We start from the raw sequence: 15554 nt of genomic DNA, 5'->3' as shown, positions 1-15554 counted from the left end.
CAACACTTCTCTGGTGCCGTCGATCGACACCCCAGTCGCGACGACGAGGGCGTGAGAGACCACGTGGGCACCGATCCGGACCTTGCAATACGTCGCGTCGAGAAAGATGTACGGAAAGCTCGTATGCGTCAACGTCCGCTCGCGGAACCTCGCGATCTCGGTGTCGAGACCTGCGCAGATCCTCGAGACCTGGGATTTCGAGATACCCGAGTCCACACCCAGCGCGGCCACGAGGTCGTCGACGTTGCGGGTGGATACGCCGTGGACGTAGGCCTGAAATGATCACCGCGTACAGGGCCTGATCGATGCGCCGACGTCGTTCGAGCAGACTGGGAAAGAACGACCCGGAGCGCAGCTTCGGGATCTGAACCTCGATGTCGCCGCTGGTGGTTGCGACGGTCTTCGGCCGGTTTCCGTTGCGATAGTTCGTGCGCTCGGCAGTGCGTTCGTAGCGGCCGGCGCCGAGGACCTCGGTGGCTTCGGCATCGATCAAGGCTTGCAATCCGGTGCGGATCAGTTCGGCGAACACGCTCGCTGGATCGGCGCCCTTGAGGACATCGAGCTGAGCGATCAGGGCAGAATGATCGTGGGTCATCGCGTGGATCCTTTGGTCGAGTCACTGGTCAGGTAACTCGTTCATCACTACGCGATGGCCCACCCACAGAACCGGAACGACACGCCCCACCTGCGGCTACGCTGTCTCACCGAATGTCCACCACCCCAGGGGACTTACCCAACACCACAGGTCGGACAGCTCGCCGACGTCGACAACGGCGACGCACGAATACGGACTCCACCTGCGGTCGCATCGACCGAATCGATGTCGACCCCTGACAGATGCGGAAGAAGTACGCGCAGGTCACAACAGTTCTCAGAACACCGGAACGATCATCTCCCGCACGATCCACGTCCGGCCCGAACGACACGCAGCGACAAGGTGGAGCCGTCACGGAAAGTGGGCCAGAACCTTAAGAATGACCCCGTAGCGACGGATTGGGATTGACCCCTCTCCGATGCTAGGAGGGTGATATCAGTGGAGGATTGGGCAGAAATCCGTCGTCTGCATCGCAGCGAAGGAATACCGATCAAGGAAATCGCACGACGGATGGGCATCGCCCGGAACACCGTGCGGACCGCGTTACGCGCGCAGGGCCCGCCGAGCCGGGAACGTGGTCCGCGTGGCTCACTCGCCGATGGAGTCGAGCCACAGATCCGGCAACTGCTGTCCGAGTATCCGCGGATGCCGGCGACGGTGATCGCCGAACGGATCGGCTGGGAACATTCGCTGACCACACTCAAGGATCGGGTGCGACAGATTCGGCCGGAGTACCAGGGCATCGATCCCGCCGACCGAATCACTTACGAGCCGGGCCAACTCACCCAATGCGATCTCTGGTTCCCGGAGGCGAGGATCCCGGTTGCAGCGGGGCAGGATCGAATCTTGCCTGTGTTGGTGATGACGTTGGCGTTTTCACGGTTCATGACCGCATCGATGATTCCGTCGAGGCAGGGCGGGGACATTCTCTCGGGCATGTGGACCTCGATCTCGCAGGTCGGTCGAGTTCCAGGTCATCGCACAACGAGACATCGTCATACAGCCTCAGTCGGCGGATCATACGGAGTGTCACAGGGCTGGTCCTTCTTGGTCGAGATCGGTTGTGTCGCAACTCCCGTTCTTACGCTGAGGACCAGCCCGTCTACTTCAGTCCCGTGTCATCAACGTCCAGAACCACAACACCTAGGCTTCCTCGTTTTCCATTCAATCTGTCTCGTAGGCGTCGTAGCCGTCGGCCTTGATTTCGTCCCATCGCGCGAAGTATTGAGGAACACCACCCGAATAGTTGAGCATTTGCGCCGGCTTGCCGGGCACATTGGCGCCCCAGTACCAGGAGCGTGCCTTAGTGAACATCGAGTTGATGAACAGGTCATCGACGTGCGCGCGCCACTGCTTCTCCGACGCCTCGGTGTTCTCGAACCGTGTGAAGCGGTTGTCGCGCAGGTGCTGCAGAAACTCAACGACGATCTCTCCTTGATACTCGGCGGATGTGGGGCCGTTGCAGAAGCCCGACGGACTCTGCGGACCGTAGAGGAACATCATGTTCGGGAATCCGCGGGTGGACAATCCCATGCAGGTGTCGACTCCGGACTTCCACTTGTCCTGGATGGTCAGTCCGCCGACGCCGGCAATGTCGATGGCCATGATGCCGCCGCTGTTGTTGTCGAATCCGGTGGCCAGCACCAGCAGATCGCATTCGATGACGCCGTCGTCGGTTTCGATGCCGTGGGGGAGGATCCTGCGGATCGGGGTGATGTTGGAGTCGATGATGTCGACGTTGCTTTGGTTGATGACGTCGTAGTAGTCCTGTTCGAGGGAGGGGCGCTTGACACCATAGGGGTGCGGGGGTGTCTCGGGCGCGACGATCGCGGCCTTCATCGGATCGGTGACGCGCTCGAGTACCTTGTTACGCCAGAAGTCGTAGAAGGTACGGTTAGCGTCCTCGTCGACGAGAATGTCCTGGAAAGTTCCGAGCCACATTTCGAAACCGCCCTGCGCCCACATCTTTTCGTAGATGGCGTCGCGTTCCTCCTTGGTCAGGTCGGAGGCGTTTTGTGATAGGAAATCGAAGTCGAATCCGGCGAAGGCCTTGTACCGGGCCTCGAACCGCGCGGGCAGTCCTTTCCGGAACTGTTCGTTGTCCTCAGCGCTGAGTTGACGCTGCTGCATCGGGATCGCCAGGTTTGGAGTGCGCTGGAACACCGTGACATGTTCGGCGACGTGACCGGCTTCCTGGACGACCTGCACGCCACTGGAGCCGGTGCCCATGACGACAACCTTGCGGCCGGTCATGTCGACGCCCCCTTGCGGCCACCGGGCAGTGTGGTGGCAGTCGCCGGCGAACGAGTCGAGCCCTTCGATGTTCGGATACAGCGGCTTGGCACCGAATCCGGTGGCGACGATCACCTGACGAGCCTGTTGAACCTTGCCGTCCGCGGACTTCGCGGTCCACTGCTTCGTGTCCTCGTCCCACGTGCATGCTTCGGCGAAGGTATCGAACACGATGTCGCGAGTGAGATCGAGTTGGGAGTCGACGTATTCGAAGTAGTTCCGAACTCCGTCGTGACCTGGATACAGTTCGGCGAAGTTGTAGTTCTTCCACAGGTCTTTGTGTGAGAACTGATAGATCTGGCCGGTGCTGTCGGTGCGGGCGCCGGGATAGCAGTTCCACCACCAGATTCCGCCGAGCCCGCCGGCGGCGTCCCAGACTTTCGCGGTGAAGCCGAGGTCGCGAAGCCGGTCCAGTGCATATAGGCCGGAGAAGCCTCCGCCGATGATCAGAACGTCGAGCACGTTGTTGTCAGAATGAGAGCCGGTGCGGGTGGCCGTGTCGGCCTGTGATGCCGTCATGTCGTTCTCCTCGAGATTTCCCGGGCGGGTATTCCCGCCCGGACACCAATGACGTTAGGAGTGATCGTGTGATGTGAAGTGTCCGAAATCGGATCACGGCCAAGCCTCAGAGTTTCTCCATATATGCACTGCCAGAGGGTTATCCGGATTCAGAATCCGAGATTGCGGCCGATCAGTTCCTTCATGATTTCGTTCGAGCCGGCCCAGATCCTCGAGACCCGCGCATCCCGCCACGCCCGCGCCACCCGGTACTCGTTCATGTAGCCGTAGCCACCGTGCAACTGCACACAGTGATCGATCACTCGGTTCTGAGTGTCGGCGGTCCACCACTTCGCTTTCGCCGCATCGATGGCGGTGAGTTCGCCGGCGGAGTGCGCCTCGACGCACCGATCGACATACGCCTGCGTGACATCGATCTGCGTCACCAGGTCGGCGATCAGAAATTTGTTGTGTTGGAAGGAGCCGATCGTCTGGCCGAATGCCTTTCTCTCACGGCAATAGTCGACGGTCTCGACGAGGATCTGCGCGGCGTGGGCGAGATTCGCGACGGCACAGCCCAGTCGTTCCTGGGGTAGGAACGACATCATATGGGCAAAGCCGCGATCGAGTTCACCGATCACGTCTGCGTCGGTGACCCGCACGTTGTCGAGGAACAGTTCCGCTGTGTCGGCTTCATCCTGTCCGACTTTGTCGAGTTTGCGTCCCCGCTCGAAGCCGGGCAGAGAGGTCTCGACACCGAAGAGCGTGATGCCCTTGGCCTTCTTTTCCGGGGAGGTCCGCGCCGCGATCACCACCAGGTCCGCTGAATACCCGTTGGTGATGAATGTTTTGGTGCCTGACAGCAGCCAGCTGTTGTCGTCGCGTATGGCGGTGGTCTTGAGGGAAGCGAGATCCGAACCTCCGCCGGGTTCGGTCATCCCGATAGCGGTGAGGACCTCGCCCGAACATACGCCCGGTAGCCATCGGGCTTTCTGTTCGTTGGTGGTCAGCTGCACCAGATAGGGCGCTACGACGTCACAGTGGATACTCACGCTCGACGCCAGGGCCGCATTCACTCTGGCGAGTTCCTCGATGAGCACTGCATTGAAGCGATAGTCGCCCGCGTCGGCACCCGAATATTGGGTGGGTACCTCGAGTCCGAGCAGGTCGTGCTTGCCGGCATCGCGCCAGAAATCGCGGGGCAGAGCCTTGTCGGCAAGAACATCCTCGGCGAGCGGTTCGAAATATCGCACGAGGAACTGACGGACGGAGTCCCGGTAGGCCTCGTGGTCATCACCGTACACGGTACGTTTCATCGTTGGCCATCCCTTCGGATCGTCGACACCACCACCCTGTAGGGAGGCGCCAGGAGCCGGGTAACCCGAAGGTCTCCCGCCCTGCACCCATCGTCGCCGGGGCTACTGCCGGTGGGATGTCCCGATATGCGACAGTAACTTTCGGGAGATCAGGATCCGAATCGTTCGCTCTCCAGGCCGAGTGCGCGGATCTTGCGGTACAGCGTCGACCGGGCGACCCCGAGCCGATCCGCAGCAAGAGATTTGTTGCCGTCGGCCTCATCGAGTGCACGCACGATCGTTTCCCGCTCGCTGCGTTCGAGGGAGCTGAGCTGCCGTCCCGACCCGAGTGTCCGATAGTCGCCGGGCAGATGCTCGAGGCGGATGTCGAACCCCATCGACCGCGACACCGACGTCGACAGCACGGCATCGAGCTCTCGGACATTGCCCGGCCAGTGGTGGGCGATCAGAGCCCGATGTGCGGCCGGCTGCAGTTGCGGGGTGGGACGCCCCGGGAGTTGCGCGGCGAGGAGTTCACGGGCGAGATCGTCGAGGTCCTCGATCCGCTGACGCAACGGAGGCACGGACACGCTTCGGCGCACGTGGGTGGTTACCTGCTGACTGTCGGCAGGCGTGGTTGAGGTCGCAGTCGCGACCAACGGCGCAGCCATCTCGGTGGCGGCGTCCAGCAGCCGGCGCGTGGGAGCGACCGCGTCGCCCGGTACCTCGTCCACGTGCTCGACGATCCACGGGGCATTGTTCGACAGGCGTGCGCGCAGGTCCGCGACAGCGGTCGGAGTCAACGTGGAACCGTCGATCACGAGGACCTCGCCACCGTGCCCCCACCGCTGCTGGATGTGCCGGGCGACATGCGACTTGCCGACCCCGGACTCGCCGGTCACCAGGACCGGACCCACCGTGCCCGCGATCTCGTCGATGCGGCTTTGCAGCCGGTACGTGGCCAGACTACGGCCGACGATCCGCCCCACGGGCTCGACGGAAGGACCCCGATGCGACGCGGGAGCTACGGCCGTCCGAGGTCGGGAACGCGCGGAGGAAGCCATCGGACGCAGTTCGAGGATCGCACTGAGCGAATCTCCCGATTCGCTCACCCGCCGCGCATGAACGCGCACATCGATGCCCTCGGCGAAACGCAGCGGACCTTCCCACTCCTGCCTGACGCTCAAGTGGCTGCTGATCCAGTCCCAGATCATCATCTGATCGGTCGAGTCCATCAGCCGCGACGCCGTCGGAGTCGCGATCACCGTATCGCGGCTCATCGCCACCACCGCGGCGTTGCCGCGACGCTTGCTTCGCATGTATTCGCGCAGCAGAACCTGCTCGCTTCTCGCGGACTGCGCAAAGAGCCGTTCCTCGATGTCCCGGACAGCGGAGAGGATCAGGGGCGCCATCAGGTCGCTGACCTGATCGATGTTGCACGTGATATCGAGGATGCCCATCACCGTGCGCGAGACCGGGTCGACGATCGGTGAGCCGACGCATGCCAGCAACTGCAGGGACTCGAGCATGTGCTCATCGTCGCGCACCCGGAATGCCTTACGCTCTTCGAGCGCCGTACCGATGCCGTTGGTACCCGCGTACTGTTCCGAAAATATAAAGCCTGGCGCAACCTGGGCTCGATCGAGACGCCCGAGCAGTGACCTCACCCCCGCTCGGCGATCTACGATGGCAGCGTTCTGATCCGCGAGCAGAATGGTCACCGGCACCTCCGCGAGCTGCTCGGCCAACCGATCCACGACAGGTCGGGCCGCGCGGAGGAGCTTCGAGTCGGTGCGGGTGTCGTCGACGAACCGCAGCCCTGAGCCATCCGGTGTCGCTCCGATCGCGCGGCACCGGCGCCACGACTGTTCGATCTCCGGTCGCAGCCCCAACGGAGCATCCTCACGCGCTTCGATGCCACGATCATCCACCCGCGCGCGGATCCAGTCGCTCACCACACATCACCACCTCGGAAAAATCTTGCAGCCAGTACACCCATTATGTAACCGGGATCACACCGACCGTCGGTGTCTCGAAACGCTACACCTCCGCGTTCTGGCTCCACAGCTGCCGCATCCGCGTCTTGTCGAGCTTGCCCACCGACGTCTTGGGGACCTCGTCCACCCGCACGAACGTGTCCGGAAGCCAGAACTTCGGCAGGGTCGCCGCCAGATGGGCTCGCAGTTCGTCGTCGGTCGTCTCCTCGGTCAGCCGGACCCACGCGACGGGGCGTTCCTGCCACGTCTCGTGCGGCACCGCGATGACAGCGGCCTCGAGCACGGCCGGGTGCAGCAGCAACTGGTTCTCGAGTTCGATCGAGGAGATCCACTCACCGCCGCTCTTGATGAGGTCCTTGACGCGGTCGTGGATCTGAACCTGGCCGTCGGGGTGAATCACCGCGACGTCGCCGGTCCGCAGCCAACCGTGGTCGAAGGCGTCGGCGGCACGGTCGTCGAGATAGGTACCAGTCACCCATGGCGAGCGGGCTTCGAGCTCACCGGTGGTGAACCCGTTCCACGGCAAGCTCTGGCCTTCCTCGTCGACAATGCGCACCTGGAACAGCGGCAGCGGACGTCCTTGACTCGCAGGTACGTGGCTAAAGGTTCCCATCGGCGAGGTCTCGGTCATACCCCACCCGTTGACGGTGGATACCCCGTGCTCGGCCCACCAGTTCACCAGGCCCGACGGCGGTACCTGACCGCCCAGCCACAAGGTGCGCACGCTCCCGAGGTCGTAGCGGGCGGGATCGGCGTCGAACCGCTCGCGCATGAGCGCCGCGACCGCCGGTGCGCCGACAACTACGTCGGGCGTCTGCTCCGTGGTGATACGCAACAGCTCAGCGGGCGACGGGTGCGGTCCGGGGAGGACGAGACGCGCCCCTTGCAACACACCTGCGTGCGGAACGCCCCAGCTGTTGACGTGCGACATCTGCGTAGCCAGCAGATACGAGAGTGATCCGTCGATCGCGACACCACCGGAGGCGCTGATCGCCAGGGCATGCAGCACGGTGCTGCGGTGGCTGTACACCACGCCCTTGGGCAACCCAGTGGTACCGGAAGTGAAGCAGATCGTAGACGCGGTGGTTTCGTCGAATTCCGAGAACTCGTCGATTGGCGTGGCATCGTGCAGGAGCTGATCAAACGACCACCACGTCACCGGCGAAGACACTGAGCGATCAATGCCCACGAGGTTGCCGAAGACGACCACGTGCCGGATGCGCGGCAGACGTGGGAGGACTTCGGTGAGCACGGGCAGCAGGTCGGCGTCGATCAGGACCACTTCGTCGTCGGCCGTGGCCATCGTATAGGCGATGTGATCAGACGACATCCTGTGGTTGACGGTGTGCAAGACCGCCCCGCACCCCGGGACTGCATAGTAGGCGACGAGGTGTTCGAAGGTGTTCCACGCCAGCGTGGCAACCCTCGTCCCGAATCGGATTCCGAGGTTCTCGAAGGTGCCGGCGAACCGGCGGCTGGCCGCGCCGAGATCGCGGTAGGTGAACTCCCGGTCGCCGCGGCCCACGTCACAGGAGACCCCGACCCGGTCGGCGAAGACGTTCTCGGCGTGCCACAGCAGCGAGCTGATCAGCAGTGGTCGGTCCATCATCGTGGTGAGCATGGCGGTGTTCCTCCGAGTCCGGTGGGTGCGCGTACGACCAGTGTTCAACTCGAATCGCCCCGCAGACCGTCCGAATTCGCGACAGCGGCCAGATCCGACTCCCCACTGTTGCGTTGTGGGACACCCGCACCGGCCTGCGGATGTCGAGACTGACTCACAACGCCCGCAAGGGTCGTTCAGTCTCCAATCGCCGCAGCGATTGGGTAGAAGAATCAGGAAGAGAGGTACCGACATGTCCGATCGTCAGCTCACCGAGATCGCGGCCGGCTTCACCTACACCGAGGGACCCCGCTGGCACGAAGACCGGCTGTGGTTCGTGGACTTCTACACGCACTCGGTCAACGTCGTGAACACCGACGGATCCGTCGAACGGGTTTGCACCGTCGAGAACCAGCCCTCTGGCCTCGGTTGGCTTCCTGACGGTCGCATGCTTGTCGTTTCAATGAAAGACCGAAAAGTCCTCCGCAGAGACCCCGACGGCTCACTCGTCGAGCACGCCGACATCTCCGAGCACTGCCGCGGATACGCCAACGACATGGTAGTCGCCGCGAACGGACAGGCATACGTCGGCGAATTCGGGTTCGATCTCATGGGCGGGGCCGACCACGAAAACGGCGTCATCGTCCTCGTCGACACCGACGGCACGTCCCGTGTGGCCGCAGACGGGCTGTCCTTCCCCAATGGCATGTGCATATCCCCTGACGGAAAGACCCTGTACGTCAACGAACTGTTCGGCAACAGAGTCACCCAGTTCGAGATCGCGAGCGACGGAACACTCGGCGCACGAAAGGATTTCGCTTCTTTTGGCGACCTTGGCGACGAACCGAACGTGGAGAAGCGGCTCGCGGCATGCACAATCGCCCCCGACGGTCAGGCCCTCGACGCCGAAGGCGCGGTGTGGATCGCCGATTGTGTCAACCAACGTGCCGTCCGATTGGGTGAGGGCGGGGCCGTCCTCGACGAGGTGAGTACCGCACCGCTGGGCGTGTTCGCGGTCGCCCTCGGCGGAGACGACGGGCGCACCCTGTTCCTGTCGGTCGCACCGGATTTCGACGAGGCGAAGCGCAGCGCCGCACGGGAGGCCAAGGTTCTCTCGACGACGGTCGACGTTCCTCATGCCGGGAGGCCGTGACGATGCTGAATACACGTTTCACCGAGATTTTCGGTGTCGAGCATCCGGTGGTGTGCGGCGGCATGACCGGCGTGGGCACCGCGGAGCTGATCTCCGCCGTCGCCGAGGCCGGCGGGCTGGGCTTTCTCACCGCGCTCACTCAGCCCACCCCCGACGCGCTCGCAGCCGAGATCGCCCGATGTCGGGAGAGGACCGACAAACCGTTCGGCGTCAACCTCACCATTCTCCCGACGGTCACTCCCGTCCCGTACGACGAATACCGTGCCGCAATCATCGACAGCGGCATCACCATCGTGGAGACCGCCGGCAGCAATCCCCGCGAGCATGTCGCCGCGTTCAAAGCCGCAGGGATCAAGGTCATCCACAAGGCCGTAGCCGTCCGACACGCCGTGAAAGCGCAGTCGATCGGCGTCGACGCGGTGAGCATCGACGGGTTCGAGTGCGCCGGCCACCCCGGCAACGAGGACATCCCCGGCCTCATCCTCATCCCCGCCGCGGCCCGCGTACTCGACATCCCGATCATCGCCAGCGGTGGATTCGCCACCGGAGACGGGCTGGCAGCAGCACTCGCCCTCGGGGCATCCGCGATCAACATGGGCACCCGATTCGTCGCGAGCGACGAAGCCCCGGTGCATCCGAACGTCAAGGCCCAGATCGTCGCCAACGACGAACGCCAGACCATCCTGGTGTTCCGGGAGTTCCGCAACACCGCTCGTGTGGCCCGGAACGCGATCTCCGAGGAGATCGCAGCCCTCTCGGCCCGGCCAGGCGCAGAATTCGCCGATGTCGCACACCTCGCATCCGGGGCACGCGGCCGCACCGAGGTACTGCAGAAGGGCGACATGGACGCCGGAATGTGGTGGGCGGGCCAGTCCCAGGGCCTCATCGACGCCGTCCTGCCCTGCAAGACCATCATCTCGGACATCGTGAGCGATGCGGAAACCGCCATCCGCAAGATCGCCGCCGACCTCACCTGACATGCAGGCAGGAGCAGCCATGAAATACACGACCATCCGCCACGAGATCGAGGACGGTATCCTCACCATCGTCCTCGATCGTCCCGACAATCTCAACGCGTTCACCGTCGAGATGGCCGACGAACTCGAGCACACCTTCGTGTCGGTGAACGACGACGATGCGGTTCGGGCCGTGATCGTCACCGGTGAGGGACGCGCGTTCTGCGCCGGCATGGACCTGGCGAGCGAAGGAAACGTGTTCGGCCTCGACGAATCGAAGACGCCGTCCCTCGCCGACATGCACGATCTCGACGATCCGGGGCTGCGCCGGATCCGCGATACCGGTGGCCGTGTCACCCTTGCGATCCACGCCTGCCGGAAACCGGTGATCGCCGCGATCAACGGCGCGGCCGTCGGGATCGGCGCGACCATGACGTTGGCGATGGACGCGCGTCTGTTGTCGAACAGGGCGCGGTTCGGGCTGGTGTTCGGCAAGCTCGGGATCGTGCCGGAAGCGTGCTCGACCTGGTTCCTGCCCCGGCTCATCGGCCTGCCCGCAGCACTGGATCTGGTGTACCGGGCAGAGATCCTCGATGCCGACTCCGCCCACGACGCCGGGCTGGCACAGGCCATCCATGAGCCCGATACATTGCTCGGTGAAGCACGGGCCCTGGCGGACGCATGGACACGCGACCGGTCCCCGGTATCGGTCGCACTCATGCGCCAGATGCTCCTGCGCAATTCCGCAGCGCCGCACCCTGTAGAAGCTCATCGCGTCGATTCCCTGGCCATGTTCTACACCAGCATCGCCGACGGAGCCGACGGCGTGCGCGCCTTCCTCGACAAGCGCCCACCCAGCTTCCGCGGAAAGGCATCCGAGATGCCGCCGTTCTACCGGGAGTGGGTCGATACCCCAGTCCCATGAACACCCCACACTGGCCAGCCGGACGGTGTGGATGATGCGGTCGTAACGTTATGGATGCACGCGGGCATCGCAACATCGGATGTCCTCTGTTGCCACGGCGAAGGCACTGTCACGTTAATAGAAGAGTAAAGCGGCGCAGTTGGTTTGGAGCAGGATGTTACGGGGACACCGCCGGGCCGTTCACTCTCAGGCGGCGGAGTCGATCGCGGTGACTTCCTGCCAGACCGCGAAGCGGTCGGTCATCTCGGCACGCCATTCGGTCGCCGAGAGTCTGTGCCTACGGGGTCGGAAATGCGGTGAAATGCCCGAGAAAGCGGACAGGAATCGTTGCGCGTGCCCGGGCGATGTGAAGCGCTTCATCGCATGTTCCCGCTGCCTTGTAGGTTGATGCGAGTTTCGGATCGATTGTTCAAATGCTTCGACCGGCGATGCTCCACCGAGGCCAGCATCTCGCGGTGCGCCGCCTGGTAGCTGGCGAGCTTGTCGGTGATGATCACCCGCGGCACGTATCGAAGGCCCTTGAGCAACTTGCGGAAGAACCGCTTGGCCGCCTGTCCGAACTTGGTGCACCACCGCCGGATCGTCTCGTAGCTGACCACGACACCGCGTTCGAGCATCATCTCCTCGACTCACGAAAGCTGAGCGGGAACCGCAAGTACAACCACACGCAGTGGTTGATGATCTCGACCGGGTAGCGGTGGCCTTTGTACGACGGCATTGGGGTGGTCACGCCACATTCTCCCAGCTTCCAGTTTGCCGCGTTCAGTAAGGTGACGACATCGACACGGTCTTTCGCAGCACGGACGCCGTCTACGCCATGAGCAAGAATGGGTGGAAATCGAGTAGCCGATTACCCTATCCGACCCTGCAGCACCCGACAGACAACAAGTTGCCCCGGCACCGTCGTCGCCGGGCCGCGAAGAAAGGCCGGCCAGTGCCCGCATCCCAACCATCGGCTGCCACCGAGGAGGACGGCGCGGTCGAAAGCTGCGACGTCTGCATCGTCGGAGCCGGTATCACCGGACTCAACGCCCTCTTCGTCGCCCGCCGATACCTGGAACGCGATCAGAAGGTCATCCTGGTCGACCGTCGGCAACGAGTAGGGGGCATGTGGGTCGACACCTATCCCTACGTGTCCCTACGTGCGACTGCACCAACCCCACGGACTGTTCACCGCCGGGAACATCAAGTGGACGCTCGGGCAGGATCGGTCCTACCTGGCGACAAAGGATGAGGTTCTCGGTCACTTCGACCACTGCCTCGACATCATCAAACAGCGGGTGCGGGTCGAGGAGCGCTTCGGCTGGGCGCTCGAATCCGACGACGAATCCGACGCGATGGTGCGGATCACCTGCAAGTCTTCCGACAGCCGGCGTCTGGTCGTGCACGCGAAACAACTGATCAAGGCTTACGGCCTACGCATCGTGGCAAACGACCCGCTGGAGATCTCGAGCACGCGTGTCCGATCGGTGTCCCCCGACCTCTGCGACATGCGCGGCGACGACATGCGAGCCAGCGACGCCCCCGTGTGGATCATCGGCGGCGGTAAAACCGCCATGGACACCGCGCACACGCTCGTCACCGAATACCCCGGCCGTGAAGTTAATCTGGTGGCGGGTTCCGGCACGTACTTCAACTCCCGCGATCGTCTTTTCCCCGCCGGAGCCCGGCGATGGTGGGGCGGAACGCCCGTGAGCGGTCTCGCGCAGGAAGCGACCCGGCGTTTCGACGGGACCAACGAGACCGACGTCGGGGACTGGTTCCGCGCCGGCTACGGCACGTGGTTGACCCCCACCACCGGCAACTACCTGTTCGGCAACCTGTCCGAAGCGGAGAACACGACGATCGCTGCCGGCCTGAACGACATAATCATGGATCACCTCGTCGATGTCGTCGACCGCGACGGCGTAACCGATTTGGTACTCCGCAGCGGGTCCACCAAGGCCGTCCGACCGGGCAGCTGGATCGTCAACTGCACGGGATACGTCCTGCACAACGACCACCCCTACGAACCCTATGCCTCGGACAAGGGTGCCGTGCTCTCCATCCAACCCCGGTCCGCCACAATGCACCTGACATCGCTTACGGGCTACTTCCTTCCGCACCTGCTGTTCCTGGACAAGATCAGGAACGTCCCGTTGTACGAGCTCGATCTCCAGGAACTGCGGAAGAAATCGAAAACGGTTCTTCCATACGCGATGTTGTCACTCGTCGAGCACAACCTCAGCCTCATCGCCGACAGCGTCCCGACCAAGGTATTCCTCGATTGCGGACTCGACCTGGATCGTTGGTATCCCCTGCCACGCCGCATGGTCAGCACTGCACGGTTCATGCTCACCCACCGCCGCGAACGCGAACACCACCGCCACACCCTCGACACCTTGCGCGAACGCTTCAATATACGGTGTGGTCCGCTGACAAAAGCAGGCTGCTAGCCTCTGCTCGCTTCGTTCTCACAGCAGTAACTTCGGGTCGGGCCCGCGAACAACACGCCCTCGCCGAATTGACTCAACTCGCCGTCGACGGCGACCTCGACCACGTGCTCGCCGCCGCGGCGGACGCCGCCGCGTTTGATTGTGGGGCCAACGCAGTCCCGATCACCTCGGTGATGTCGGCCCGGCGTACCTGCAGGGCGGTGGGCAGCAGGATGTGCGTGGCGCCGCTTACGTTTGCTGTTGATCTTGTCTCATGCTCGTGATCCTTATGTGGTCAAGCGAGCTGTCTCAGGGAGGGTGTTGGTGGCAAAGCTGGTGGGTGCTGCGGTCGAGGGCGGCGGCGGGGGGCTCGGCGCGGGCGATGGGATGGTGGAGCTGCACTTCACCGAAGGGAGCAGGGCGGCGGAGGGGCCGCTGGGTGCGGATTCGAGCGGGGTGTTGCACCGGGCCGGCGTGCGCGACGGGTTGCCTTTCGTGCTGGGGCCGTCCGGGGGTTATGACGTGGAGTTGAACCGGTTCTTCCGGGAGCTGGGTAGCTGGGGAGTCCCGGCGGCGAACAGCGTCGCGGCGTACGCGCGGGATGTGATGCTGTTCTGCCGGTTCCTGCACGCGTCGCGGGGCGGCAAGACGATTTGGGAGTGCGACGGCGCGGATCTGCGGGCCTACAAGGCGGTCCGGCTGCATTCGCCTGGGGAACATCAGGTCTCGGTGTCCACGTGGCGCCGATCGATCGCGGCGTTGGATAAGTGGGCGACCTGGGCGGTGTATGAGGGGCTGTTGCCGGCTGCGCCGTTTCGCTACGTCGATAAGACGGTGATGACGCCGCAGGGATTGAAGCGGGTACGGGTGAACGTCGAGCAGGAGCCTGACCGGCAGGCCGAGCCGATCCGGTTTATCGCCTTCGAGGATTACCTGTTGTGGCGGGATGTGGGGTTGCGCGGCGAGTTGCCGGACGGGCGGCCTGATCCAGCGTGGCGAGGCCGTCATGGTGAGCGCAACGCGATGTTCGCGGACCTTCTCGTCTATACCGGCATGCGGCTCGATGAGGCCGCGAGTCTGCTGGTCGGCGAGGTACCGCCGCTCGGAGCGGGTTCGGGCAGCAAGCGAGGGCTGGGGGATCTGCGATTGGCTGCGGCGGCGACCAAGCGCAATAAGGCCCGCACCGTGTTCGTGAACCGTATGACGGGCGGCAAGAGTTTGGCTTGATCGAATCGGTCACGATGCAAGTACTGCAGGCCGCGGACGCCACTGATCGTGATGATCACCTGAACATCGTTGAGGAACACTTCTCCAGTGTTACGAAGGCGGAACTGCAGACCGGGCCACGCGGTACTCGCGAGGTGATCTTCCGCTTCCGGCCAGGTCAGCCGAACACGACGTTCCCAACGTTCGATTCGTTCTTCGAGCTCATCCTCAGACAGCGGTTCCGGTGTCGGCTGCATCCAGGACAACCGCAACGCACCTGCGGGGTTCCGCAGGCTCTCCTGACTGCTTCGGGTGCGCCGCTGACGTGCCTTCTCTGCCGCGTCCTCGAGCCACCAGTCGAGAACCTCTTCGCCGCCGACGAGTCGGCGCACGCTCCCGATGATGTCGAGATCAACCGAGATCGGGAGCGGTCCGAGTTCGATGTCGAGGTACCGCTTGCGGATCACCGCCATCGAGGGTTCGTCGAGGATATGCGCGACGCGCTCTAGGTGTTGCGGGTACGGACGTTGCTGACGCGGGACTGAAGTAGACGGGCTGGTCCTCGGCGCGAGAATGGGAATTGCGAAATAGCCGTTCTCGACCAAGAAGGACCAACCCTGTGA

9 protein-coding genes and 4 pseudogenes are annotated in these 15554 nt (G+C 63.6%); 7 read left to right on the top strand and 6 right to left on the bottom strand.

Annotated elements, in window-relative coordinates:
- Nucleotides 1-595: pseudogene (locus ASU23_RS04420) on the bottom strand (transposase); the annotation flags it as partial.
- Nucleotides 596-1024: 429 nt separating this feature from the next.
- On the opposite strand from ASU23_RS04420, the pseudogene ASU23_RS33870 reads away from it, so the two are divergent.
- Nucleotides 1025-1564 (top strand): annotated as a pseudogene (locus ASU23_RS33870) (helix-turn-helix domain-containing protein); the annotation flags it as partial.
- Nucleotides 1565-1759: 195 nt separating this feature from the next.
- Here ASU23_RS33870 and ASU23_RS04415 read toward each other — a convergent pair.
- The 4 genes from ASU23_RS04415 to ASU23_RS04400 all read right to left on the bottom strand — a co-directional run bounded on the left by ASU23_RS04415 (nucleotide 1760) and on the right by ASU23_RS04400 (nucleotide 8298).
- Nucleotides 1760-3406 (bottom strand): NAD(P)/FAD-dependent oxidoreductase, encoded by a 1647-nt coding sequence (locus ASU23_RS04415; protein ID WP_058037401.1) that lies wholly within the window; start codon nucleotides 3404-3406, stop codon nucleotides 1760-1762.
- 149 nt (nucleotides 3407-3555) lie between these two features.
- Nucleotides 3556-4701 carry an acyl-CoA dehydrogenase family protein gene (locus ASU23_RS04410; protein ID WP_058037400.1) on the bottom strand — a complete coding sequence of 382 codons (1146 nt, stop codon included), beginning with the start codon at nucleotides 4699-4701 and terminating at the stop codon, nucleotides 3556-3558.
- Between the two features lie 149 nt (nucleotides 4702-4850).
- Nucleotides 4851-6635 carry a sigma-54-dependent Fis family transcriptional regulator gene (locus ASU23_RS04405; protein ID WP_058037399.1) on the bottom strand — a complete coding sequence of 595 codons (1785 nt, stop codon included), beginning with the start codon at nucleotides 6633-6635 and terminating at the stop codon, nucleotides 4851-4853.
- Between the two features lie 85 nt (nucleotides 6636-6720).
- Nucleotides 6721-8298: a long-chain fatty acid--CoA ligase gene (locus tag ASU23_RS04400; RefSeq protein ID WP_058037398.1), complete on the bottom strand. Its 1578-nt coding sequence runs from the start codon at nucleotides 8296-8298 to the stop codon at nucleotides 6721-6723.
- 232 nt (nucleotides 8299-8530) lie between these two features.
- Here ASU23_RS04400 and ASU23_RS04395 point away from each other — a divergent pair, with 232 nt between their 5' ends.
- The 3 genes from ASU23_RS04395 to ASU23_RS04385 are packed head-to-tail and all read left to right on the top strand — an operon-like array spanning nucleotide 8531 to nucleotide 11311.
- A complete protein-coding gene (locus tag ASU23_RS04395; protein WP_058037397.1) occupies nucleotides 8531-9430 on the top strand; it encodes an SMP-30/gluconolactonase/LRE family protein in 900 nt (299 codons plus the stop codon).
- A gap of 2 nt (nucleotides 9431-9432) precedes the next feature.
- Nucleotides 9433-10407, top strand: coding sequence for a nitronate monooxygenase family protein (locus tag ASU23_RS04390; RefSeq protein WP_256933089.1), 975 nt, complete (start codon nucleotides 9433-9435; stop codon nucleotides 10405-10407).
- A 19-nt stretch (nucleotides 10408-10426) separates the two neighbouring features.
- Nucleotides 10427-11311: a crotonase/enoyl-CoA hydratase family protein gene (locus tag ASU23_RS04385; protein ID WP_058037402.1), complete on the top strand. Its 885-nt coding sequence runs from the start codon at nucleotides 10427-10429 to the stop codon at nucleotides 11309-11311.
- Between the two features lie 186 nt (nucleotides 11312-11497).
- On the opposite strand, the pseudogene ASU23_RS04380 reads toward ASU23_RS04385, so the two are convergent.
- Nucleotides 11498-12029: pseudogene (locus tag ASU23_RS04380) on the bottom strand (transposase).
- 216 nt (nucleotides 12030-12245) lie between these two features.
- On the opposite strand from ASU23_RS04380, the pseudogene ASU23_RS04375 reads away from it, so the two are divergent.
- From ASU23_RS04375 to ASU23_RS04360, 3 genes and pseudogenes are all read left to right on the top strand, one after another.
- Nucleotides 12246-13746, top strand: a pseudogene (locus ASU23_RS04375) (NAD(P)-binding protein).
- 303 nt (nucleotides 13747-14049) lie between these two features.
- On the top strand, nucleotides 14050-14952 hold the full coding sequence (locus ASU23_RS04365; protein ID WP_253741201.1) for a site-specific integrase: 903 nt from the start codon (nucleotides 14050-14052) through the stop codon (nucleotides 14950-14952).
- The gene (locus tag ASU23_RS04360) at nucleotides 14949-15440 is read left to right on the top strand and encodes a hypothetical protein (RefSeq protein ID WP_058037393.1); all 492 of its coding nucleotides are present in this window, start codon (nucleotides 14949-14951) and stop codon (nucleotides 15438-15440) included. The genes ASU23_RS04365 and ASU23_RS04360 overlap by 4 nt, the downstream gene beginning before the upstream one ends.
- The last annotated feature ends 114 nt before the right edge of the window (nucleotides 15441-15554 follow it).

It is taken from the genome of Rhodococcus sp. KB6 (assembly GCF_001445685.1).
Classification (GTDB): Bacteria; Actinomycetota; Actinomycetes; order Mycobacteriales; family Mycobacteriaceae; genus Rhodococcus_F; species Rhodococcus_F qingshengii.
This window is presented reverse-complemented; position numbering and strand designations above follow the sequence as displayed.